This is a genomic window from Paraburkholderia sp. EG286B, assembly GCF_040965655.1.
Classification (GTDB): domain Bacteria; phylum Pseudomonadota; class Gammaproteobacteria; order Burkholderiales; family Burkholderiaceae; genus Paraburkholderia.
This window is the reverse complement of sequence record NZ_JBFRCF010000006.1, coordinates 381,573-404,555: the sequence shown is the minus strand read 5'-3', so window position 1 is coordinate 404,555 and position 22,983 is coordinate 381,573. Positions and strand designations below refer to the sequence as shown.

Here is a 22,983-nt window from a genome sequence, read left to right as displayed (position 1 = left end):
TTAGCCGTGCGACAGAGGCTTCGAGCCGAACGCTGCGGCGGCACCAGCCGCTGCAGGAGCCGCCGCAACCTTCCATTTCGCCTTGACGCCACCCGACATGACCTCGAAAACCATCGGCTCGGGATTCTTTTCGTTGGGATGGGCCGAGGTGTTCACAAACTTGCCCGAGCCCTCCTTCGCGGTAGCCTCGTACTCGCGCTTCGCACGGATGCAAGGCGGGTCATTGTCGTCGTCGAGAATCAGGTTGCTGCTGGCGACGATGTAAGCGCCCGCGCGCGTCTGCGACAGTGCTTTGCGCGCGTCGGAAGACACTTCAGCGTCCTCTTTCTTCTTGCTCCAGCTGTGCCACGAGAGCGTGTGCCACGAGCAATGGTGCGGCGTCGACAGCAAGTCGTACTCGAGTGCCGTCGTGTCGTCCTTGTGGCGTTTCCACTGCTTTTCCCAGATGTACACCTCTGCATCGCCGCCCGACAGGAACTTCACGGCGTCGGCGACCGCTCCCGTGCCGATGGAGTAGTTGATGATGATGCTCGACTCGTTCTTCGAGAGTTCGTCGGCATCGTGCTCGTCGTCAGCAGGCATCGGCGCCAGAAGCAACGCGCTGAAGTTTTCCTGCTCTTTGCCGGCCACCGCCGTGATGCGCTCGTCCGTCTTCACTACGATGTCGAGAATGTCGTCGGTCTTGCCGTCCGTGTCCTCGCCCATAATCAAGATGCGGTCGCCATCTTCCAGCTCCCCTTCTTCGCGGAAGAGCGCAACGCGACGCTTTGCCTCCGTGTTCCACGCGCGCGCGTCGTCCAACTCGGCAAGCGCAGTGAGCAGAAGAAACCGCGCAACGATCGGAAGCGGTCCCGATAGACGCCCCTCTGAGGGGCGTCCGACGTGGCCCGCTACGATCGAACATTGGGGGTCCTGATTGGATAGATTGCGAGAACTGCTGCTGCGCGCAGTGCACGGCGGCTGCGTGACGATAGTGCGAACAGGCCGGGCAAGTCTCGATCCGGATAGACAAGCCGGCCTGCCCGACAGATCATGCGTAGCGCCTGTTACTGGCTTGCGCCAGCGGCTGCATTGGCTTTCTTTTGTGCATTCTGAAGATTCTGCGGATAGTTCGGGTCATTCTGCGATGGCCTATAGCCGTTCTCGCCAAGCTGCTTTAACTCCGCATTGTTCCTGGCACGCGCGGCTTTGCGTTCCGCCTTGCGCTGCGCCTTGGCCTGTTGCTTCTTTTCTGCATTGGTAAGCGGCTTCGAGGCTGCAGATTCGGCGACCGCTGGCGCGCTACCCTCAGATTGTGCGAACGACGGTACTGCTGCGCCGACTAGGAGCGCCGCAACCGCCGCGGCGAGAGAGAGCTTTGTGGTAGTGACACGCATGAATACTCCTATCGATTCATTTGGGCTCGGCTTGCTCAAAACGATGCAAGTGCCGCACGTAACATTGAAAGCGGGTGGCCAGCCCACTAAAGCGAATCTCTCCCGAGAGTCTCTGACTGCACTGCAGCGCGCGCACTTCGCCCGCCACAACAGCGAAACCCCGCCCTTTCGCTCGGACTCTGGATCTCAATTGTGAGAGGCCCGCAAGCCACCCTGTTGCGCCGTGCTTCGCAATTGCAGTGATGGCCATATATCGTGCCTGCACGAAAGACCCCTACCTGCTCACCGCTCTACACCGGAGCAGTTGTCGCAAGGGTGTCCGTGTGATCGTCAATCACGTCGTCGGCTCGTCGTTCATCCGACATTCGCCTATTCAATTTCCTCGAACTGACGCAATTTGCGTGTGATCCCGAGAGCCGTTCGACTACGTGCCAGTCGACCTGTACACCAAGTCCGTCGCCGGTTGGCAGTTCCACGTACCCGTCACGATATTCGATCGGGGACTTGATGATGTCTTCGCTCAACATCAGCGGCCCAGGCAGCGCAGCGCCATGCCTCATGTCTTTAAGCGCGCACGCAGTCTGTAGATATGCGGCGGTTCCAAGGCCGGTCTCTGTCATGCAGTCCAAGTAACAGGAAAGACCGGCAGCATCTGCGACTTGGGCGCTTTGCAGGGTTCCGAGTATCCCACCTGACTTGGCCACTTTCAGTGCAATCATGTCCGCCGCCGCGGAGAGGATGACGTTCATGACCTCGTTGGCGTTCATCGCAGAGTCGTTCGCCACTATCGCAAGCTGTGCCTGATGCCTGAGACGGGCCATTCCCGCGAGGTCCCAGCTCGGCAAAGGTTGTTCGAGGGCAGTGATGCCAAGTTCACGAAGGCGCGGCAGCATCCATGCAGCGGTCATTTCGTTCCAGCGCTGGTTGGCATCAAGCCGGAATTCAAACGCGGGCGAAACATTGCGAACCAGCCTGGCAACACGCTCCAGATCGACTGCGGGACAAGCGGCGCCAACCTTCACCTTGAACAGACGAACACCGAGTCTCTCGTTGACGTCAAGGACCTCTTCGATTTCCTGCTCGACAACGCCGGAGTCGAGCGACCAGACCATCGGGACTTTGTCGCGGTGCTGCCCCCCGATCAATTGCGCAGCTCCAACGCCAAGTGCGTTTCCCAGGATGTCAAAGCATGCCATCTCGATCGCCGCCTTCGCGAACGGATTCCCGCGGACCGCCCTTCTCATAGTGGCCGCGATTTCGGAAATTCTGCAGGGATCGCGTCCGATGAGGACGGGCGCGAGGTACTCCTTGATGATCGACAGCACGGTCATAGCAGATTCCCCGCTCCAGACGGGGCCACCCGGCATCGACGCCTCGCCTGCGCCGACAATTCCGTAGTCCGTCTGAACCTTCACTATCACCGAATGTGCGCCATGCGGTAGCCCCGAACCTGCAGTGAGCTTTCGGCGATAAGGTATTCGGATTTCGAAGCAGTCGATCGAAACGATCTTCATGAATGATGTTCCCTTTGGCGTGCGGGCTCAGTTCGGTCGAAACGACACTGGGCGCCGGTCCGCATGACACAACCCCACTGCGATGCCGCGGGCAGAGGTCCGATAGCACGTCTCGCAACCCCAGCGCAGCGCCGCCAGACCATTCCCCATCGACGCGTGGCGGCGGTGCCGACCGAATCGGCGAGTTGCGGCGAGGTTGACCTGGTTGCAACGCCGTCGGGCCCTATAGTCTCTCTAGCTATGCGCGAAGGAGATCGGCAAACTGAGCCTGTCGGTGCATCTCCCGAATCTGGGCGAAAAGCGCTTCCCGATCAAATGAGGTAGATGGTGTCGCGCGCGCGGTACCGTCCCGAAGCTTCCCGAAAATGTCGTCCCAGGTCGGTGGATCCTCCGGGGAACCACGGGGATTGACCTTGCAAGCGCTCAAATGCGTTCCGTCCGTCAGAACGACCTCGACGTTGCCTGCTGCCATAGTTTTCGATGCCGTAACCATGCGCACTCGCGGCATGAGCGTCGCAATATCAACGCGATCAAGCGCGGATGTCTCAAAATCGTCCAGTGAAACCTTGCCACGTGCCAATGCAACGGCTACCGCGTAACTCATACTGAATTTGGCTTCGATGCCCGACGTCGGGTTCGGAAATCGCAAATAGTGAGTGCACTCCTCGCGTACCGAACAGGTGACCTGCTCGATACGCGACGGATTGAAAGCGCGGCGACGATGAATATCGATGGCCGCATCGATCGCCAGGTGAGTGCAACTACAGCATGGATAAAGCTTCACCGCGAGCCCAGGTGAAATCAGTTCCCAGTCGCTTCCCAATACGGGCAAATCAATCTGGTCCAGCGATCGGTCAGTCAAGGTATCCAGAAACCCCGATTTCACTTCGAGAATGTCTGTGCCCGCCGTAAACCCCTGCTCTGCAAGCGCCGCGGCCAGGTATCCTGCCTGGGCGGCGCGGCCGCAATGAAGAGCCTTGGTCATCGTTCCTGTGTTGCCAAGCAAGCCACCAGCAAAAGAACCCGCTATCCCCAGCGCATGCTCCACTTGAACGGCGTCAAGTCCGCGCAGATTAGCCGCGGCTGCTGTGGCCCCTAACGTGCCGAGCGTCGACATCGTATGCCAGCCGCGGCGGGTATGCGCGGCGCCCAGCGCACTGCCAAGCTTGCACGCCACTTCGACTCCAACGGCATATGCGCGGATCACGTCCCCGCCGCTCGCGCCGGTCACGCTCGCCGTCGTTGCCAGGGCACTCACGATAGGCGCACTCGGATGGCCGTTCATCGAGTACTCACTTGTATCGTCGAAATCGTCCGCGTGAGCACACACACCCATGAGCATTGCGGCTACCGCTGGATCATTCCAGGCGCCCAACCCGGGAACGATAATTCGCCCGTTTCCTTCGGAGGGCACGGAGACCTGCGTCAGTAGAGCAGCGGCATGTGATGCCGACCCGGCGTAGATGCACGCCAGGGTATCGGCTATATGAAGCGCGGCGCGTTCGACAACGTCCGGGGGCAACGCGCGGACGTTGAAGATGAATTCAGAAAGGCGAGCGGTGGCGGACATAGCCATGACGTTCGTTTCGTTGCGTCGATTTACGAGGTGACAAATTCTGGAAAAGGATCTCGAGCAATGAATCCACCTTCTACGTCAGACACTTGAGGCGCAAAAGGCGTTTGCCGATCGAGACCTTCGGCCCAGGACGAGCGTCGCCGGCATCCAACCTGGTTGCTCTCAGGCAACGCGCTTCAGGAACGACACGGTTCGCGCATTGGTCGACTTCGAGAAGATCTGATCGGGAGGGCCATCTTCAATGATGGCGCCCTTGTCCATGACGATGACACGGTCTGCTACCTCACGGGCAAATCCCATCTCGTGAGTGACAACGACCATGGTCATCCCGTTGTTCGCCAGCTCCTTCATCACAGCCAGGACCTCGCCAACCATTTCCGGATCCAGCGCGCTGGTCGGTTCGTCGAACAACACGATATCCGGCTTCATTGCGAGCACACGAGCGATCGCGACACGTTGCTGCTGTCCGCCGGACAATTGAGCCGGATACTGGTCCTTCTTGTCGGCCAGCCCCACACGTTCGAGCAGCGCCAGCGCGTGCGTCGTTGCTTCCTGCCGCGTCTGCTTCAGTACATGCATCGGCGCTTCGATAATATTCTGCAGTGCAGTCAGATGGGGGAACAGATTAAATCGCTGAAAAACCATCCCCACATTACGGCGTGTTGCCGTCTTCTCCTTCTCGCTAAGGGGAACCTTCCTGTTCCCGAGAATTCGATGGCTGACGAGTGATCCATTAACGAAGATCTCGCCATCCTCAATTTCTTCAAGGTGATTTATGCAGCGGATGAGCGTCGTCTTGCCTGAACCTGACGGGCCGATGATCACCACGGTCTCGTTACGTTCAACGGTCAGCGAGACATGATCGAACACCTTCAGGGTGCCAAAGGATTTGCTCACGTTGCGCAGCTCCACGGCCGGCGCAGTTCGACCTTCGCGCATATCAGTTCTCCATTTGCAAGAGGGTTGCGGTTTTATCGTCAAGCTTCTGTTTCACCGTGCGTGCGCTCCAGGACAGACGCTTTTCGATCCACCGCTGAAAGAACATCCACGCTGCGCTGAGCAGCAGGTAGTAGACAGAGATTGCGGCGTACGCCTCGAAGGTCTTGAAGTTGCTCGAGCGCAGGTTGTCAGCAACGTGCACCAGTTCCGGTACCGCGATAACGCTCAGGAATGCAGTCGTCTTGAACATGAGGTTGCACTGGTTGCCGAGCGAAGGAATAATCGTGCGGATTGCCTGTGGAAGAATGACTCTGCGCATGGCGAGCGAGCCTGACATGCCGAGGGCCAACGCGGCCTCCCGCTGCCCCTTGTCGATCGATCGTATGCCAGCCCGGGTAATCTCGCTCATGTGTGCCGCCTCGTGCAAACTAAACGCGAGGATGCCCGCCACAATACTGCCGCTGATCGAAAATACCAGCGTGTGTATGGTTGAGGGAAAAAGGTCGACGCCAAACAGTGAGGGTAAGCCAAAGTAGATCAGAAACATTTGCACAAGAACCGGCGTGCCCCGGAAGAACCACACATAGAACCGGTTGAGCCCCTTCAGGCTCCCCAGCCGGCTGCAGCCGAATAGCGCAAGCAACAGACCAACGACTGTCCCGACCGTCATTGACGTCAAGGTGACTGAAACGGTTATCCAGACTGCGTAAAGCAGCTGTGGAGGTGGCGTGAAGACCAGCTCAAGGAAGTAATGTAGATCGAAATTCACAGATGCTTCTCCACGACTGAGTCTCCATGACCACGACAAACCAACGGCGCTTCAACGAAACGATCAACAAAAGTCACCGATCCTGATTTCATATCGCGCTGAACCCCTTTGAGTATCGCTTCTCCAGCATGTCCTGAACGAATCCCCATGCGGTTGTAAGCGCGAGATAATAAATGGAGACACCGAGATAGACCTCAATCGTCTTGTAGTTCACCGACTGGATGGCGTCAGCAATGAACAGCATCTCGGGCACGGCGATCAGGTACAACAGGGAAGTCGCCTTGAACATCCCGTTGATCTGATTGCCCAGCGGAGGCAACATGATCCGGACGGCCTGAGGCAGGATGACGCGCTTCATGACGAGCCCCGGTGCCATCCCGAGAGCCCTGCCGGCCTCCCATTGCCCGCTATCCACCGACGCAATTGCGGCACGAGCGATTTCGCTGACGTATGCTGCTTCGTGCAGGGCGAACGCCGTGACACCCGCGACGATGGCGCCAGCGACAGAGATAGCGCCGAACAGCTGCACGTCCTGAGGAAACAGGTTCAGATTGGTCAGATACGGCAACCCAAAATAGATGACGATAACCTGCACCAGGAGCGGAGTCCCGCGAAACACAAAGATATAGGCGCTGTTGACCCAGCGAAGCAGGCGCCATCTAGAAAGACCACACACTGACAGCAACAGCCCGAGTACCACGCCAATTGCCATGGACACGAATGTCGTCAAGACCGTCGTCAGCAGCCCCCGCAACAGTGCAAGCGGGGGGTGGAAGACGAAACCAAGAAAGTAACCTACGTCGAAATGCATTTCGGAAATCTCTTCACTGGTAAAGAAAATTGTAAGTCAGCCCCTGGTCCTCAAACCGCTGTTCCACCGATGCCAACTCTGCTGCATTGGTGAAGCAGGGTCTGACTTCGTCATCCTAACCGCATGGTCCTCCCCGGATATCTACACGCTCTTCACGAGCATGGCTTGTCGTCGCGACAGAGGGCGACCAGGTCGGCCATTCCCCATCGTTTCGCTGCCTGTTCGACAAAACCGCTGTCATACAGCGCAAAATAGGCTTTGCGCACAGCATTCTCTGTCTCCGGGTCATCCTTGCGCAGAACGATGCCAATGGTGAGTGGTTCAACCGGAAGTCCACCGACCTCGAACTTGTCCTTGATGAGATGCGTGAAGTAGCCGATCGTCATGGCATCACCCACAAACGCGTCGACCCGACCGAGTTCCAGCTGACGAAATACCACCGTATTTTGCGGGTACGACTGGATCTCGATCGGCTTCTTCCCTTGAGCGACCAGCTTCTCGTTGGTGGCCTTGAGGAGGCGTTCAGTGGTACTGGATACAAGGACGGCAGCGCGGTGACCAGACAAGTCTTCAAAGGTCTTCAGGCCCAGGGGATTTCCCTTGGGGACCATCAATCCCAGCCGGATGGTCATGTAGGAAACGAAGTTGTAGCGCGCAAGCCGGGCTGGACTCTTGGAGTCAGTCGACATGACCGCGTCGCATTTCCCGGAATCGAGTGCGGCGAAAATGTCCGCGAACGGATAGTTGACGACCTGGCTCTTGATCCCCATCACCGGACCGACGGCGGACATGATATCGATGTTGAACCCCCTTGGCGTCACACCGTCTTCTGCCAGGAAGCCGCCGGGCGGATCGCCCAGTTCCGTACACATCACAATCTTGCCAGCTTTCGCCAGTCGTACTGAGGGCGTAACGCTCTTCTGGACCTTGGTCGCAAGCTTCACGTCGAATGCAGTGCCGGCGGCCACGTCTTCGCTGCGAGCATTCAACGAGGTCAGGCTGCCTGCGAGAGCGAGGCAAGCGCTAAAGGCTACTGCGCATGAACGAACAGTCATGGAAATCCCTCTTCTTGTGATCGCTCCACGGCACCGTTGAAACGTGGTGAGTTTCAGCACCAGGAGGCGTCTCTGCATAATTGGAAGAAACCAAAAGCCTCTACGTGGTCTCGATCCCGATGATCCTGCTGGGTCGGGCTGACGTCGAGTGCACGGTAGATCAGTCAAACTGGACGAGCGGGTTTGTCTTTCGGGACGCCATGGGTGACACGCACTGGGGCCGGCAAGATCCCGACACTGCGCGACCTGCTTCTCGCCAATCGCCCGAAAGCGTCAGCACGTGGCACAGCCGGCGGATGTGGCGATGCGTTTTCACAAGTTGTCTCCGAATTGATTTTTTGATCACACGACGTCGGTGGAGAGGTCACGTATTCAGGCGATATTGCTGCCTTTTCACGCGCCAGCCCTGTTGCGCCGGTACCATGATCAAAGCATATGTTTATCAAAAAAAATGTACAATATCTTTTTCGTTATTGAACATAATCGGCGCCGATGGATCTTCAGACGTTTGTCGAGCAGATCAGTTCCCGAACGATGCGAGGCATTGCGCTGGAAGTCGCCGAGCTCATTCGTAGCGGGAGAGTCCCCATCGGTACGCAGTTGCCGCCGGTTCGTGAGCTCGCTGATGCTTTCGGGGTAAGCCCTGCGACCGTATCCGGAGCGTGGAAGGAACTGCGCACGTTCCGCATGGTGGGAGGTAGTGGCCGAACCGGCACGTGGGTACTCGGTGACCAGACGACCCTGCGGCCGGCGCGGTACGAGGACTTTGCAAACTACGGCGAGAACGTCGTAGCCGATCTGCGCTTCGCCTCACCGGACCCCCAATTGCTGCCCGATGTTAGCCGCGCACTCAGCCTTGCGAATCGCACCCGAAATCTGCATAGCTATGCGCGCGAATCCATATCGAGAGAACTTAAAAATGCCGTTGCGCCGGACTGGCCATATGACGAATGCGTATTTACCGCTACCAATGGCGGCTACGACGGCCTCTACACCGCGCTGAAGCTTATTGTCGTCCCTGGCTGCTCGATCGCGATCGAGGATCCGACGACATTGCGCGTATTCGACGTTCTCGAGAAGCTGGGCGCGCGCTCGATTGGTGTGGAAAGTGATTGCCACGGGCCGCGCCCGGACTCGCTGGCTGCCGCCCTTGAACAGCAGCCTGTTGCGTTCGTCTACCAGCCCGGGACGCACTCGCTAACCGGCACGCGCGTCAGCGCCGCAAGGCTGGACCAGTTGCGCGGCCTCCTCGCTGGCAACTCGACGCGCATCGTAGAACTCGATGGTCTGGCAGGACTTTCGAGCGCCGCTCCACTCAGCCTCGGAGGCGCCTTTCCCGAGCGCACCGTACATATCCGTACGTTCTCGAAGTCGCTCGGAACCGACTTCCGGTTGGCCGTGTTGTCCAGCTCCGGGGCCTTTGCCGACCAGATTCAGGCGCTCAGGAATTTTCGCGAGGGCTGGACCAGCCGGCTCCTCCAGAGTACAGCGGCTGCGCTTCTCACGGATCCGCAGGCACTACGCCAGGTCGCCTTTGCTCGCGACACGTATGCAGTCAGACGCAAGCGGCTGGCAGACGCTCTCGAAGAGCGCGGACTGAGTGTGTCCGGCGAAGGAACGTTATGCATCTGGCTGCCAGTTCGCGATCAGCAATATGCCCTGGTAACCCTTGCTGCACGCGGGATTGCGGTACAGCCAGGCTCCCGCTTCCAGGTTACACACCGCCCACATATCCGCGTCGCCATTTCCATTGACGCCGATCACGTGGCCAAGATCGCCAACGCACTGGTTCAGGCCGCGGGACCATTTGATGGTCAGAATTCAAGAGATCAGCCCGGGTCCGAACAGCCTTAAACGCAGCCTGCCACTTCCTGCGACCCGTTGACCCACTTAACCCCATGCGGTGCACCGTCTGGCGCTGCCCTCACGCGACGGTCTGCATCGCAACCGTGAGCCGTGGTCAACGCCCTCACCGAAGAGCATCGAGCCATATCGTCCCCAGAGAACGTGAACGGTCATCGACTGGGCATAGCGACAGAACGAGCAAACCCACGAGGCCCCGGGGTAGTCGCTTGTGGGCACGACCAGTTCGCTGCGTGTACGGGTGTTCGCGAGCGCGTGCCCGCGAACGAATTGACTGAGGCCATCGAAACCCGCCGAACTTGACAACTAAATGTTGCCGCCAGACGTCACCCGGGAACACGCCGTGTCGCGCCGGGTGACTCGACAATACGGCGCGACCCCATCACGATCTCACGTATCGGAGCCCTCGCGCAGCTTGAACGCCGCCGCTATCTCCGCAAGCGCCTGGGCCTCGTCCTGCAACGCGCGTGCCGCCGCGGCGGCGCGCTCGACGAGTGCCGCGTTCAGTTGGGTACCTTTGTCCATTGCGCTGACGGCGACGCTAACCTGCATGAGACCGCTGCTCTGCTCCTTTGACGCCGCTGAGATCTCGGACATGATCGTATGGACCCGCGATACCGCGTCGATCAGCTCGCTCATCGTATCGCCAGCGTCGCTGACAAGCCTGGAACCGACCTCAATACGGGACGTTGCGCTAAGGATCAAATCCTTGATCTCTTTTGCGGCCGCCGACGATCGCTGTGCAAGTACGCGTACTTCGCCCGCAACGACAGCAAAACCACGCCCCTGTGGTCCGGCGCGAGCGGCTTCGACAGCGGCGTTGAGCGCCAGTATGTTCGTCTGAAAGGCGATACCTTCGATGATTGACGAGATTTCGGACACAGCCGATGATCTGTGCCGGATCTCGCTCATCGTGGTAACCACATTGGCAACGACCTCGTGCCCGCGCCGCGCAATTTCCAGAGCCGACGACGACAGGCTGCTCGCGCGCTGGGCGTTCTCGGAGTTCTGACTGACCGTGCTCGTCAATTCCTCGGTACTAGCCGCGGTTTCCTGAAGGGAAGCCGCGTGCGACTCTGTCCGCGCCTGCAGGTCGGCGTTGCCCTGGGCGATCTCCCGCGTCGCCGTCGCGATCGCGCTGCTCCCCTCACGCAGGGTAAATACGGTGCGAGTCAGACTATCCTGCATGCCGGCGAGCCCCTCAAGCATGCGCCCCATCTCGTCGCGTCTCCTGATGTCGATGTTGCGGCTCAGGTCACCGCGAGCGATGCGCTCAAAATGCGTGATGCATTCATTCACCGGCACGAGGATTGCCTTGCCCAGGAAGTACCAGCCGCCTAGCGCCGCGAGAACGCCTATCGCGATCGCAGCGATGCAACCCGCCCGCAACATCTTGTATCGGCGTTCGCTCGCTTCGTACTGAAGCTTCGATTGCTCATACTGGTACGTCTTGAGCGCGTTCGCGGCATCCTGCATTTGCGAGTAGGTCTTCCCAACACTGTAGAGCAGTGTCACGATCTCATCCAGATTGCCGAGTATCGTGGCATTGCGAAACCTCGTCAGCTCCTTTTCGACCGCTTCATATTCATTCGTGACCCTGGCGGCAAGGCGATCCTCACCCGCGTCCCGTGACAACGAAAGGTATGTGCGCCACGCCTTGGCCGCCGCGGCACGGTCCACCCGCTCCTCGCCATACATGTTGACGGCATCCTGTGACCCCGGATTAATTGCCGCCCGGTCCAGCGAAGCGCGTTGCTTTCCGACCACAATCGCCATTTCGCCGACCGCGATGGATTTGGGCATCTGCTCGGAATACGTTCGACGATTTGCATCGTTGCTCAGCGCCATGCCGGCAAGGCCAAATGCTCCGATGCTCAGGAGCAGAATCCCCAGAAGTGCCATCACCGAGGCGAGTCGCCCGTTGATTGAAAGACGTGAAAGCAACATTGTTATTTCCTTGCACAGCTTGGTGTGCTTCGGCAGCAACATGGTGGTATGCGATCGCGCGGCGAGCGAAGCCTGTTGATACTTCAGCCCGATGGTCCTCTTCGCTGTCCCGATAGCAACGAGTCTCTGTTACATGACAGTCTATATTTCGTATTGCTCATTTATATCGAAACTCAGTCGGCGCGCAGGCGCACTTTCCCCCGTCGATGCGTGCCGCCGACTTTCCTGCTCCGCCCCGATCAATCCCCGTTCATGCCAAGGCTGACAGCAGGAGCGTTAAGGCGCACTCTCTCCTCTGGAGCCTGGGCGTTGTGACCTAGTTGTAGCCAAGAATTGCTGCGAAGTGGACGTCTGCGCGATCGCTGACGCTGCTCACTAGCGACGCCATGGGCACCTGGAGTAGCGATGCGTACGGGGACTTCCCACGTGTCTTGTTCAGATCGCTCGGCGCCTCGAATTCCCCAGGTGCGTCCGGGGATCGGAACTGAGGAATACCAGTTTCACGGGATACCATTTTCTTTACCTTGACGTGCTAACCAGCTGCTTTCATCAGAGTGCCCTCGGCGCCGCCCATGCGGCGACCGAAAGGACGTTTGAACAAAAAGGCGTACTCACCGGTTCGTGCCACGCACAGCTTCAACAGCCCTGCTTACGAGACGCTCAAGTAACGGTTCAATGAGTGCTGCCCGACTGTTGTCGTATGCGTAGGGGAAGTCCTCGTCCATATACGTTCGCTGCGCGAGCTCAAGCTGGATCGCATGGATGCCTTCGTGTGGCCGGCCATATTCTCGCGTGATATAGCCTCCACGGAAGCGACCGTTCGCGACCACTGAATAACTCCCGTAGTCCTCGACGATCTTTGCCATCTCTTCGGCGAGACCAGGCACTGCGCTCCCTCCCCCCGCAGTGCCGAAGTTGAAATCCGGCAATATGCCGTCGAACAGGCGAGGTACCTGCGAACGAATTGAATGTGCCTCCCACAGCAGCACCACACCGTGCTGTTGTTTCAGTGCAGCCAGTTCGCCAACAAGTGCTTCGTGGTACGGCTTCCAGTAAATATCGCGCCGACGCGAAATTTCCGGCCTTCCTGGCAACTGACCATCCAGATAAAGCGGCTTCCTGTCGAATGTATCAACCGGAACCAGTCCGGTTGTATCCTGCCCCGGATACAGGTTTGCGTCGTCAGGTGGTCGATTTAGATCGATCACGTAGCGTGCATACGACGGCGTTATGATCGACGCACCAAGGTGCTTCGCGAACGAATACAGACGATCCAGGTGCCAGTCGCAATCGTCCGTTTGCGACGCCACGTCCGTCATCGTCGAAGCAATGTCCTCCGGAATGCACGTTCCCAGATGCGGGATCGACACAAGCAGTGGAATCCTGCCCGGGTGAAGAGTGAAAACTGGCACATCCTTGCGTTCGATCATTTGAAACCCCTGCTGATTTATATTAAGTCCTGGCTACTGACCCAACAGCTCGGCGAGTGCGTCTTTATACGCGCCGTAGGCGACATCCTCGTCTCGATGCACACGGTCCTGTACAACCCGTTCGCCACCCGTGTAGACGTCACGAACAGCACTTTCGCCGTGCTCCGCGAAGACCACGGATGAAAGCCACGTGTCGGGGCCGTGGCCCGCGATAGCAGGATGATCGGTATCCAGCACCATCCAGTCGGCGCGCCGCCCAACTGCAAGCGCGCCAACTGAGCGGCCGCTCGCCTGAGCACCGCCATCGAGTGCCGCGGCGAACAACCGGTCAGCGACCCGCGGCATCTCCGCAGACGCGAGAACGTTTCGCTCGCGCCGCAGGAGCCGCTGCCCGTATTCAAGGAGTCGCAGCTCCGCGCGCCAGTCGACCGCGATATGGCTGTCTGAGCCCACACCGATGCGCCCACGCGCGCCAAGGTAGTCGTACGCAGGGAAGAGGCCATCCCCGAGATTGGCCTCAGTCGTCAGGCTTAGCCCGGCCACGGCGCCGCTGCGCGCAAGCGCCGCGGTTTCCGCACGATTGACGTGCGTTGCATGCACAAGACACCAGCGGGAATCCACATCAAAGCGATCCAGCAACCATTCCACCGGGCGCGCGCCCGAGAACGCAACTGATGCGTCGACTTCGGCTGTCTGCTCTGCAATATGGATATGCACCGGTGCACTGCGATCCACCGTATCAAGGCCAGCAAGCAGTTCGCGCAGCGACGGCTCCGAGACCGCACGCAGGGAGTGTGGCGCAACGCCGTATGCGCGGGAGCTGTCGGCGGGCAATGCCGCACGCAGCGATGCGAGCAGGCCAAGCAGACCCTCGGGCGTGTTGAGGAACCGGCCCTGATCGTCACGCGGCGGCTGTGAGCCGAAACCGGAGTACTGGTAAAGCACGGGCAGCATCGTCATGCCGATTCCGCTCGCTGTCGCTGCGTCAACCACGCGCGCTGCGAGCTCGTGCGGCCGGGCGTAGCGTCCGCCACCCGGCAAGTGATGCACATAGTGGAACTCGCACACCGAGGTATAGCCGCTCTTGAGCATTTCGATGTACAGCCATCGTGCTATCGCTCCAAGCGTCTCCGGCGTGATTCGTGTGGCAAAGCGATACATCAGGTCGCGCCAGCTCCAGAACGTATCTGTCGCGTTGGCGCGATATTCGGTAAGTCCTGCCATAGCGCGCTGGAACGCGTGCGAGTGCAGATTCGGCATGCCCGGCAGCAAAGGCCCAACAGCGCACGGGGCTCCCAAAGCCGACGAGTCAACCTCGATCTGTGTCAGCGTGCCGGCGCGGTCCCACTCAAGGCGAACGTTGCGACGCCAGCCGTCGGGCAACCATGCATATTCTGCAAAAAGGGTGTTGTTCATTGTGTATTCCGATGACAACTGGACGGGCCGCGATGAATCACTCAATCGCCTCGCATCTGGTAGACAGTATGACCAGCCCGGACTACCCGGCTGCACAGCGGTCGACCAAACCAGTAGACAAGTTCAGCGAGCGATTGCACCCGCCAGGCTGCAAAATCGGCCTGGCGCCCTGCTTCGAGCGTGCCGTGACGGCCAGCCTGACCGAGCGCGCGAGCGGCGTGTACGGTCACCCCCCGCAGCACTTCGGGCACCGACATCCGGAAGAGCGTCGCGGCCATATTCATCATCGTCAGCAATGACGTGCACGGCGAGGTGCCCGGGTTGCAGTCGGTCGACACTGCGACTGGCACCCGATGGCGACGCAGCAAATCGAGCGGCGGCAGTTGCGTCTCCCGGATGAAGTAGAACGCACCCGGCAGCAAGACAGCGACCGTCCCACTTTCGATCATCGCAAGCACGCCTGCTTCGTCCAGAAATTCGAGGTGATCGGCGGAAATCGCGTTGTATCGTGCGGCGAGCTGTGTGCCGCCCATGTTCGAGAGTTGCTCGGCGTGTACCTTGACCGGCAGGCCCGCACGCTCAGCTGCCTCGAATACGCGCTCGCTTTGCGCCAGGGAGAACCCAATGCGCTCGCAGAACACGTCGACGGCATCCACGAGCCCCTCGTCAGCGAGCGCCGGAAGCATACGATCGCAGACTTCGTTGATATAGGCATCAGCGCGACCGGCAAACTCGGGCGGCAGCGCGTGCGCACCGAGAAACGTCGTGTAGACCGTGACGGGATATCGCTCGCCCAACCGACGAGCGACGCGCAGCATCTTGCGTTCGCTTTCAAGATCGAGCCCGTAGCCGGACTTGATTTCGATGGCGGTCACGCCTTCCGCGAGGAGTGCCTCGAGACGCTCAGCCGATTGCGCGAAGAGCGCCTCTTCACTCGCTGCGCGTGTCGCGCGCACGGTTGAGACGATGCCCCCACCGCGCCTTGCGATTTCCTCATAGCTTGCGCCCGCAAGTCGCTGGGCAAACTCATCTGCACGTTGTCCGCCGTAGACAAGATGCGTGTGACAATCGACCAGGCCCGGGGTGACCCACGCACGTTTCAGGTCTTCGCGGTGCCAGCCGGCGTACAGGGAGGGAAGGTCGCGCTGCGCGCCAAGCCAGGCGATTGTGCCGTCATCCTGGACCGCGATGGCCCCATCGAGTATCGTCACGTCCGGGTCGCCATGCGGACAAAGGTTCAGGTTATGCCAAACGGTCGGTTTCATGAATGAGTCGCACCTTGAGCACCCGCACGCATGCGCAGCCGGATCGCGAGAACCACGCCACCCTCCCCCTGGAGCGTGCAGCTGACGGTCCCCGGAGCATCGATGCGCAACGTGTCGCGCGTTTCGAGTGCATGCCGGCTTCCGGTCGACAGCGCGACCTCGAGCGGACCGTGAACGCAATACAGCAACACCGTGTCTGCCTTCTGTGCGTCGAAGTCTCCCCCGCGCCAAACCGTGAGGTCGCCATGCGCACAGGTACGACGCACCATGAGGTTGAAGTCGCGCGTGGGGCCGGCCACGAGCCGTGCATCGATTGGCGTTTCGCCAGCGAAGCTCGCGATCTCGAGCGGCTGCGTGAGCGTACGTGTTGTGGCGCCTGCGCCAGCCTCTTCAAGGACCATGCCCGCGCCCTCAAGCAATACGAGCGTTCGGTCCACGCCCTCGAATCGCGAGAACGGTCCAGCTTGAGCGACGTCGGCGATACTCACTCGCCACGCAAAGGTGTCCAGTCCGGCGCCCGCCCCGCTCGCGCACGCCGGACCTTCCACCATCGCACCAGCTTGCGCCGCCGCGATCTCGCGCGTGACGCCGCCGCCGTTCTTCCACGGCGACGCCACCAGATCGGCACCGCGCAACAATGCAACCCGCGCGGCACACATTTCGTTTGCCTGAGTCATCGGCCCAGCATCGGCAGCTTCAGGCCCGCCTCGCGCGCGGTTTGCTGCGCGAGTTCGTAGCCAGCATCCGCATGGCGCATGACGCCCGTGGCCGGGTCGTTGTGCAGCACACGACCCAGACGCTCGTGCGCCGCCTGCGTGCCGTCCGCCACGATCACCACGCCTGCGTGCTGCGAGAAGCCCATGCCCACGCCGCCGCCGTGGTGCAGAGACACCCACGACGCGCCGCCCGCCGTGTTCAGCAGCGCATTGAGCAACGGCCAGTCGCTCACGGCGTCCGAGCCGTCCTTCATCGATTCCGTTTCGCGGTTCGGGCTCGCCACCGAGCCGGTGTCGAGGTGGTCGCGGCCGATCACGACCGGCGCCTTCAGCTCGCCGTTCTTGACCATTTCGTTGAACGCCTGGCCCAAGCGGTAGCGATCCTTCACGCCCACCCAGCAGATACGCGAAGGCAGACCCTGGAACGCAATGCGCTCGCGCGCCATGTCGAGCCAGTTGTGCAGGTGCGGATCGTCGGGGATCAGTTCCTTGACCTTCGCATCGGTCTTGTAGATGTCCTCAGGGTCGCCCGAGAGCGCCACCCAGCGGAACGGGCCCTTGCCCTCGCAGAACAGCGGACGGATATACGCCGGCACGAAGCCCGGGAAATCGAACGCGTTTTCCACGCCCATTTCCAGCGCCATCTGGCGGATGTTGTTGCCGTAGTCGAGCGTGGCCGCGCCGCGCTCCTGTAGCGTGAGCATCGCGCGCACCTGGTGGGCCATCGACTCCTTCGCGACCTTCACGATGGATTCGGGCGCCACCTTCTGCGCTTCGCGCCACTGCTCCACCGTCCAGCCCTGCGGCAGGTAGCCGTTGATCGGGTCGTGCGCGCTCGTCTGGTCGGTCACGCAGTCGGGCGTGATGCCGCGCTTCACGAACTCGGCGAACACGTCGGCGGCATTGCCGAGCAGGCTCACCGAAACCGGCTTGCCCGTCTGCTTCGCTTCCTCGACGATGGCCAGCGCCTCGTCGATGGTCTTCGCCTTGCGGTCCACGTAGCGCGTCTTCAGCCGGAAGTCGATGCGCGTCTCGTCGCATTCCACCGCGATCATCGAGAAACCCGCCATCGTCGCTGCGAGCGGCTGTGCGCCGCCCATGCCGCCGAGGCCACCCGTGAGGATCCAGCGGCCCTTCGGGTCGCCGTTGAAGTGCTGGTTCGCGACCGAATAGAACGTTTCGTAGGTGCCCTGCACGATGCCCTGCGAGCCGATGTAGATCCAGCTGCCCGCCGTCATCTGGCCGTACATCATGAGGCCCTTGCGGTCCAGTTCGTGGAAATGTTCCCAGGTGGCCCAGTGCGGCACGAGGTTCGAGTTCGCGAGCAGCACGCGCGGGGCGTCGGCATGGGTGCGGAACACGCCCACGGGCTTGCCCGACTGGATCAGCAGCGTCTCGTCCTCGTTCAGGTCCTTCAGCGACGCGAGGATCTGGTCGAAGCACTCCCAGTTGCGCGCGGCGCGGCCGATGCCGCCATACACCACGAGCGCATGCGGATGCTCGGCGACTTCGGGGTCCAGATTATTCTGGATCATCCGGTAGGCGGCTTCCGCCAGCCAGGTCTTGCAGACCTTCTCGCTGCCGCGCGGCGCGCGGATGGTCCGGGTCGGGTCAAGTCGGGGATCAATGTGTTTCCGGTGATTCATCATGTTCCTCCTGCTCAGTGCAGTTTGCTTTCCGAGGCGAAAGAAAAGGGCGAGAAGCTCGCAACCGTACCGGCAATGACCTGATCGGCAATTGCAGCGATATCGGGCGCGAAATAGCGATCCAGGTCGTAGTGCGGAACGTCACGACGAATCGCGCGCACCACCTGCTGCAGACGAGGACTGGTGACGACCGGCGCGCGCAGGTCTACGCCCTGCGCAGCAGCGAGCAATTCGATCGCGAGGATGTTGGCCACGTTGTCTGCAATATCGGACAACTTGCGTGCTGCGAAGGTCGCCATCGAAACGTGGTCTTCCTGGTTTGCCGACGTCGGCAGCGAATCGACAGACGCAGGATGCGCAAGCGTCTTGTTTTCAGACGCGAGTGCGGCGGCCGTGACGTGTGCAATCATGAAGCCCGAATTCACACCGCCATCCTTGACGAGGAAAGGCGGAAGCCCCGACATGGTCGCATCGATCAACAACGCGACGCGGCGCTCCGCGATGGCTCCGATTTCCGACGCTGCGATTGCGAGATTGTCGGCAGCAAAGGCAACAGGCTCTGCGTGGAAATTGCCGCCGGAAATCACTTCGCCCGTCTCAGGGAAAATCAGCGGGTTATCGGATACTGCATTCGCCTCAATCAGCAGCACATCCGCCGCGTGGAGGATCTGGTCGAGACACGCGCCCATGACCTGAGGTTGACAGCGCAGGCAATACGGGTCCTGCACCTTGTCGCAATTGACGTGCGACTCGACAATCGGGGAGTCTGCCAGCAGCGTCCGATAAGCCGCTGCAGCGTCGATCTGCCCCTGATGCCCGCGCAACGAATGAATACGCGAATCGAACGGTTTGACCGACCCCATCGCGGCATCGACCGACAGCGCACCCGCAACCAGTGCAGTGCGGTAGAGATCCTCGATCGCAAACAGGTTGTAGATGGCGAGCGCGGTGGACGCCTGGGTGCCGTTCAGCAGGGCGAGGCCTTCCTTGGCCTGCAGCGTAAGCGGCGACAGGCCAGCGAGTTCAAGTCCCTGGCGCGCGCTCATGCGCACACCCTTTGCAAAGACGTCACCCACGCCGAGAAGCACGGCTGACATATGCGCCAGGGGCGAAAGGTCGCCGGAGGCGCCGACGGAACCCTTGACGGGGATGACCGGCAGCACATCCGCGTTGAACAACGCGATCAATGCATCCATTACCTCCCTTCGGATACCGGAGTTACCCCTGCCAAGGCTGGACAGCTTCAGCGCGATGAGAAGGCGAACAACCGGCGGCGACATTGGCTCGCCCACGCCGACGGCGTGCGAGAGGACCAGGTTCTTCTGGAGCAGTTCGAGGCTTTCTCGAGGAATATGCGTGCTCGCCAGCCGGCCGAACCCTGTATTGATGCCGTACGCCGGCTCGCCTTTCGCGACGATATCCGCCACAGTCTTCGCACTGGCATCGATTGCGGCATGACTCGCCGGATCGAGTTCCAGGGTTACGTTCGAGCGCGCAATCTGGCGCAACTGAGCAAGCGTTACTTTCCCGGGTGTAAGAATCATTTCCGAAATCCTGTCTGTTCGTTCATTGCCAATGGGCCCGTCCGCAGCGCGGATGCGCAGGTCGTAGCGGGCCCAGTTCATATCAATTCGCTGTGGCGAGCTGGTGCCCTGCGATGAACTGCCTTACCCGCTGGGATCCACCACCGCCAAAGACCTCATCGGGCGTGCCGTCTACATCGACCTGCCCCTGGTGAAGGAACACGATGCGGTTCGATACGTCGCGTGCAAAGCCGAGTTCGTGTGTGACTACCAGCATCGTCCTGCCTTCTTCAGCGAGGGACCGCATGACACGAAGGACTTCTCCAACCAGTTCGGGATCGAGAGCCGACGTCGGTTCATCGAACAGCATGACTTTCGGACGCATCGCGAGCGCACGGGCAATTGCCACACGTTGCTGTTGACCACCGGAAAGCTGTGCCGGGTAGTGCCCGCTCTTGTCGGCCAGCCCGACTTTCGCGAGCAGCACTTCCGCTTCGTCGATTACTTCTGCCCTGGGGCGCTTTTGTACGTGCGTTGGCCCCTCAATGAGGTTCTGCATGACGGTCATGTGATTCCAGAGGTTGAAACTCTGAAATACCATCGCAAGTTCGGTCCGGATCCGCTGGACCTGCCGGCGGTCGCTGCGCTGCAACTTTCCGTGTCGGTGCCGCGCCATGTCGAACTCTTCGCCTGATACCGCGACCGAGCCCTCGTCGGGGGTCTCAAGCAGGTTCAGGCACCGGAGAAACGTGCTTTTCCCCGAGCCGCTTGCTCCAAGGATTGAAATCACGTCGCCTTGATGGGCGTCCAGCGAAATGCCCTTCAGAACATGGTGATTCCCGAACCATTTGTGGATATTCTTCGCCGAAAGTGCGGCAGAATTTCCGTCATCCATGATGTCTTCCTTACGCGGGTAGTCGATCCGACGGGGGCACCGCGGCGGCGCCGGAATCCCGCTTCGTTTCCGGCACCGCATCCGTCGGTCTGACGAGATTCTTCAGGTCAGCTCAGCCGCTTGCAGTGGCTTGCCGCCCCAACCCTGTCCGCATCACGCGAGGTGCGAACCGGAGGCCCGCACCCAATCGTCTGTCGAGTACGACAACGGCAATGACTTAGCTCAGTCGGCCAGTTCGACCGTCATCCAGATCAGGTCCTTCGACTCGAAGGTCGATTCCCAGACCGCCTTGCCGACCTCTGCCAGCTTGGCGGCATCCGCTTCATCGATCTCCCCGAGAACCGGCTGCGAAAGATCTTCAGTGGTCGGGCCGTACTGGACGATGAATTTTTGACCCGTGGACTGCGAGAAACGAATCCGGCCAATCGGCGCGTCACAGATGCGCTCACGCAGACGGATCGGTGCCGTGCTGACGAACGGCGACCATGCGTACATCGACTCGCCCGTCACGACGGCGTGATCCTGGATCGTCGTGAAGGGAAGCGCGGCAACCAGATCCGCACAGAGTTCCGGGTTCTCCTTGGTCGCCAACGTCGCGTTGACCGTAATGTTCAGCGGCTTCCAGCTGATACGGATGCGTTGACCGCTCTTGATGTGCGCACGGGTCGCGCCGAGATCAGCGACAGGCGGCGGAGCGGTCTTCAGACGGTCTTCCGGATACTGGAAGTACTTGCCGAGCCCCCACGGGAAATAGTGGAACGACCAGGCCTGAAGCTTGTTGGTGTAGTCGGTGAACGCGCGCAGCGCCGTCACCACCTCTTCCCTGGAGGGGTTGTCTTTCAGGTGGGCACGCAGCTCGAGCGCGAGGGCGCCCATCTTCGGAAAGCCGCTGTAGCGCAGATAGTTGCTGTACGCCTGGTCCAGCGCATCCACAATCTTCGACATCTGTCGCGGCTGAACGTCGGGATCCTCAGCCAGGACGACCAGCGGATACAGGGTGTACATCGAGTAGTCGCGCAGCATGCCGTGAGCAATGTCCCACGTTCCGAAGTACTGGCCGTAGCTCCCGGCCGGAATTTCCATTTCGCCGAGCCGCAGGTCGGAAATTTCCTTGGGTTCTTCGCTCATCATGCGATCGGTCAACGCCTTGACCTCGGCAACGAATTCGCTCAGCGATCTTTGAGTCTGGGACATCTAGTTTCTCCAGTGGTGGTTAAGGTAATCCGGTCAGCACCACTTAATTAGTAGTACGAATTACCAACAGAACAAAATTTACGCAAACATCATCTACCCGGACACACCTGGTGGTGACGTCCTACAAGTACGGTCGCGAGGACGATTGGTCGAGGCTCAGAGATCCTCTTCGTCACACTTCCCTGACATCGACCACGCCCCGCGTACCAGAGGCGCCACGCTGCCTAGTTTGCTGCCTCCGGGTGAGGACTCTTTCCAACGCTCGACTCGCGTTTGCGGTTGGAGCGCAGATGCCTCGACAAACGCTTCTCGATGAAGTGTTGAATGATGGTCCACAAGCCCGTGAGCGCCAGGTAGTACACCGACACGCCGAGGTAGACCTCAAAAGTCATGAAGGTTGCGGCTTGCAGCTGCTGGGCAACCCGGAACATTTCTGCGACACCAATCACACTGAGTAGTGATGTGGTCTTCAGCATATTGTTGAACTGATTGCCCAGCGCGGGAACCAGCAGTGGCAATGCCTGGGGCAGGATGATTCGTTGCATCGTCATTCCCGACGTCATCCCGATCGCTTGGGCAGCTTCCCATTGCCCCCGTGGAATGGACGTAATGCTTGCCCGCGTGATTTCGCTCATGTACGCACCTTCGTGCATCCCGAAAGCGATAATCCCCGCGATCAACGCCCCGCTGATCTCGACCGGGCCGAGATGCATCACCGCCGGGAAGAGATCGAAGCCGACGAGATAAGGGAGGCCAAAATAGATAAGCACCAGTTGAACGAGAACCGGTGTGCCACGGAAAAACCAGATATAGACCTGGTTAAACCCGCGGAAGACCCGTCCTGGCGCCATGCCGGCGATGGCCAGAACGACGCCGATGATCGTCCCGAGAAGCTGTGCGATCGCCGCCGCGCTAACGGTAGCCACCAGTCCTCGCAGCAAGGCTGGACTCGGCGAAAGCACGAACTTCAGGAAGAAGTCCGGGTCGAATACAACGTGAACGTTCTCTAACATAGTTCCTTACCTCTCTCCTTGGTCCCGCCTGAAAC

19 protein-coding genes are annotated in these 22,983 nt (G+C 60.2%); 1 reads left to right on the top strand and 18 read right to left on the bottom strand.

The features are described from left to right. From AB4Y42_RS15930 to AB4Y42_RS15895, 8 genes are all read right to left on the bottom strand, one after another. Complete coding sequence (locus tag AB4Y42_RS15930; RefSeq protein WP_368694705.1) at window positions 1-711, bottom strand: hypothetical protein; 711 nt, start codon at window positions 709-711, stop codon at window positions 1-3. 335 nt (window positions 712-1,046) lie between these two features. Then, entirely contained in the window at window positions 1,047-1,376 is a 330-nt protein-coding gene (locus AB4Y42_RS15925) for a DUF4148 domain-containing protein (protein ID WP_368694704.1), read from the bottom strand. Window positions 1,377-1,666: 290 nt separating this feature from the next. Then, window positions 1,667-2,890 (bottom strand): enolase C-terminal domain-like protein, encoded by a 1,224-nt coding sequence (locus AB4Y42_RS15920; protein ID WP_368694703.1) that lies wholly within the window; start codon window positions 2,888-2,890, stop codon window positions 1,667-1,669. A 238-nt stretch (window positions 2,891-3,128) separates the two neighbouring features. Further along, a complete protein-coding gene (locus tag AB4Y42_RS15915; protein WP_368694702.1) occupies window positions 3,129-4,466 on the bottom strand; it encodes an MmgE/PrpD family protein in 1,338 nt (445 codons plus the stop codon). Between the two features lie 162 nt (window positions 4,467-4,628). Next, window positions 4,629-5,405 (bottom strand): amino acid ABC transporter ATP-binding protein, encoded by a 777-nt coding sequence (locus tag AB4Y42_RS15910; protein ID WP_368694701.1) that lies wholly within the window; start codon window positions 5,403-5,405, stop codon window positions 4,629-4,631. A 1-nt stretch (window position 5,406) separates the two neighbouring features. Then, complete coding sequence (locus tag AB4Y42_RS15905) at window positions 5,407-6,174, bottom strand: amino acid ABC transporter permease (RefSeq protein WP_368694700.1); 768 nt, start codon at window positions 6,172-6,174, stop codon at window positions 5,407-5,409. Window positions 6,175-6,262: 88 nt separating this feature from the next. Further along, window positions 6,263-6,985, bottom strand: coding sequence for an amino acid ABC transporter permease (locus tag AB4Y42_RS15900; RefSeq protein ID WP_368694699.1), 723 nt, complete (start codon window positions 6,983-6,985; stop codon window positions 6,263-6,265). A 152-nt stretch (window positions 6,986-7,137) separates the two neighbouring features. Beyond that, on the bottom strand, window positions 7,138-8,040 hold the full coding sequence (locus tag AB4Y42_RS15895; RefSeq protein WP_368694698.1) for an ABC transporter substrate-binding protein: 903 nt from the start codon (window positions 8,038-8,040) through the stop codon (window positions 7,138-7,140). A 492-nt stretch (window positions 8,041-8,532) separates the two neighbouring features. On the opposite strand from AB4Y42_RS15895, the gene AB4Y42_RS15890 reads away from it, so the two are divergent. Next, window positions 8,533-9,894, top strand: coding sequence for an aminotransferase class I/II-fold pyridoxal phosphate-dependent enzyme (locus AB4Y42_RS15890; RefSeq protein WP_368694697.1), 1,362 nt, complete (start codon window positions 8,533-8,535; stop codon window positions 9,892-9,894). 399 nt (window positions 9,895-10,293) lie between these two features. Here the strand turns inward: AB4Y42_RS15890 and AB4Y42_RS15885 are convergent, their stop codons facing one another. The 10 genes from AB4Y42_RS15885 to AB4Y42_RS15840 form a co-directional block, all read right to left on the bottom strand. Further along, window positions 10,294-11,892, bottom strand: a complete 1,599-nt coding sequence (locus tag AB4Y42_RS15885) for a methyl-accepting chemotaxis protein (RefSeq protein ID WP_368694696.1) — start codon at window positions 11,890-11,892, stop codon at window positions 10,294-10,296. Window positions 11,893-12,461: 569 nt separating this feature from the next. Continuing rightward, window positions 12,462-13,280 carry an N-formylglutamate deformylase gene (gene hutG, locus AB4Y42_RS15880; protein WP_368694695.1) on the bottom strand — a complete coding sequence of 273 codons (819 nt, stop codon included), beginning with the start codon at window positions 13,278-13,280 and terminating at the stop codon, window positions 12,462-12,464. A gap of 33 nt (window positions 13,281-13,313) precedes the next feature. Continuing rightward, window positions 13,314-14,696 (bottom strand): formimidoylglutamate deiminase, encoded by a 1,383-nt coding sequence (locus AB4Y42_RS15875; protein ID WP_368694694.1) that lies wholly within the window; start codon window positions 14,694-14,696, stop codon window positions 13,314-13,316. Window positions 14,697-14,737: 41 nt separating this feature from the next. Beyond that, complete coding sequence (hutI, locus tag AB4Y42_RS15870; RefSeq protein ID WP_368694693.1) at window positions 14,738-15,961, bottom strand: imidazolonepropionase; 1,224 nt, start codon at window positions 15,959-15,961, stop codon at window positions 14,738-14,740. Then, the gene (locus AB4Y42_RS15865; protein ID WP_368694692.1) at window positions 15,958-16,638 is read right to left on the bottom strand and encodes a HutD family protein; all 681 of its coding nucleotides are present in this window, start codon (window positions 16,636-16,638) and stop codon (window positions 15,958-15,960) included. Before AB4Y42_RS15865 ends, hutI begins: the two co-directional genes overlap by 4 nt. Beyond that, a complete protein-coding gene (hutU, locus tag AB4Y42_RS15860; protein WP_368694751.1) occupies window positions 16,635-18,323 on the bottom strand; it encodes a urocanate hydratase in 1,689 nt (562 codons plus the stop codon). The genes AB4Y42_RS15865 and hutU overlap by 4 nt, the downstream gene beginning before the upstream one ends. Before the next feature lie 14 nt (window positions 18,324-18,337). After that, window positions 18,338-19,867, bottom strand: coding sequence for a histidine ammonia-lyase (gene hutH, locus AB4Y42_RS15855; RefSeq protein ID WP_368694750.1), 1,530 nt, complete (start codon window positions 19,865-19,867; stop codon window positions 18,338-18,340). A gap of 82 nt (window positions 19,868-19,949) precedes the next feature. After that, window positions 19,950-20,741, bottom strand: coding sequence for an ABC transporter ATP-binding protein (locus AB4Y42_RS15850; protein ID WP_368694691.1), 792 nt, complete (start codon window positions 20,739-20,741; stop codon window positions 19,950-19,952). Window positions 20,742-20,963: 222 nt separating this feature from the next. Then, window positions 20,964-21,935, bottom strand: coding sequence for a hypothetical protein (locus tag AB4Y42_RS15845; protein WP_368694690.1), 972 nt, complete (start codon window positions 21,933-21,935; stop codon window positions 20,964-20,966). Window positions 21,936-22,159: 224 nt separating this feature from the next. Then, the gene (locus AB4Y42_RS15840) at window positions 22,160-22,948 is read right to left on the bottom strand and encodes an amino acid ABC transporter permease (RefSeq protein ID WP_368694689.1); all 789 of its coding nucleotides are present in this window, start codon (window positions 22,946-22,948) and stop codon (window positions 22,160-22,162) included. Window positions 22,949-22,983 lie beyond the last annotated feature (35 nt).

Bases quoted from the DNA above. Each gene is read 5' to 3' on its own strand.
- AB4Y42_RS15925 (WP_368694704.1), bottom strand. From the start codon at position 1,376: ATGCGTGTCACTACCACAAAGCTCTCTCTCGCCGCGGCGGTTGCGGCG.
- AB4Y42_RS15920 (WP_368694703.1), bottom strand. From the start codon at position 2,890: ATGAAGATCGTTTCGATCGACTGCTTCGAAATCCGAATACCTTATCGC.
- AB4Y42_RS15915 (WP_368694702.1), bottom strand. From the start codon at position 4,466: ATGGCTATGTCCGCCACCGCTCGCCTTTCTGAATTCATCTTCAACGTC.
- AB4Y42_RS15910 (WP_368694701.1), bottom strand. From the start codon at position 5,405: ATGCGCGAAGGTCGAACTGCGCCGGCCGTGGAGCTGCGCAACGTGAGC.
- AB4Y42_RS15900 (WP_368694699.1), bottom strand. From the start codon at position 6,985: ATGCATTTCGACGTAGGTTACTTTCTTGGTTTCGTCTTCCACCCCCCG.
- AB4Y42_RS15895 (WP_368694698.1), bottom strand. From the start codon at position 8,040: ATGACTGTTCGTTCATGCGCAGTAGCCTTTAGCGCTTGCCTCGCTCTC.
- AB4Y42_RS15890 (WP_368694697.1), top strand. From the start codon at position 8,533: ATGGATCTTCAGACGTTTGTCGAGCAGATCAGTTCCCGAACGATGCGA.
- AB4Y42_RS15885 (WP_368694696.1), bottom strand. From the start codon at position 11,892: ATGTTGCTGCCGAAGCACACCAAGCTGTGCAAGGAAATAACAATGTTG.
- hutG (WP_368694695.1), bottom strand. From the start codon at position 13,280: ATGATCGAACGCAAGGATGTGCCAGTTTTCACTCTTCACCCGGGCAGG.
- AB4Y42_RS15875 (WP_368694694.1), bottom strand. From the start codon at position 14,696: ATGAACAACACCCTTTTTGCAGAATATGCATGGTTGCCCGACGGCTGG.
- hutI (WP_368694693.1), bottom strand. From the start codon at position 15,961: ATGAAACCGACCGTTTGGCATAACCTGAACCTTTGTCCGCATGGCGAC.
- AB4Y42_RS15865 (WP_368694692.1), bottom strand. From the start codon at position 16,638: ATGACTCAGGCAAACGAAATGTGTGCCGCGCGGGTTGCATTGTTGCGC.
- hutU (WP_368694751.1), bottom strand. From the start codon at position 18,323: ATGAATCACCGGAAACACATTGATCCCCGACTTGACCCGACCCGGACC.
- hutH (WP_368694750.1), bottom strand. From the start codon at position 19,867: ATGATTCTTACACCCGGGAAAGTAACGCTTGCTCAGTTGCGCCAGATT.
- AB4Y42_RS15850 (WP_368694691.1), bottom strand. From the start codon at position 20,741: ATGGATGACGGAAATTCTGCCGCACTTTCGGCGAAGAATATCCACAAA.
- AB4Y42_RS15845 (WP_368694690.1), bottom strand. From the start codon at position 21,935: ATGTCCCAGACTCAAAGATCGCTGAGCGAATTCGTTGCCGAGGTCAAG.
- AB4Y42_RS15840 (WP_368694689.1), bottom strand. From the start codon at position 22,948: ATGTTAGAGAACGTTCACGTTGTATTCGACCCGGACTTCTTCCTGAAG.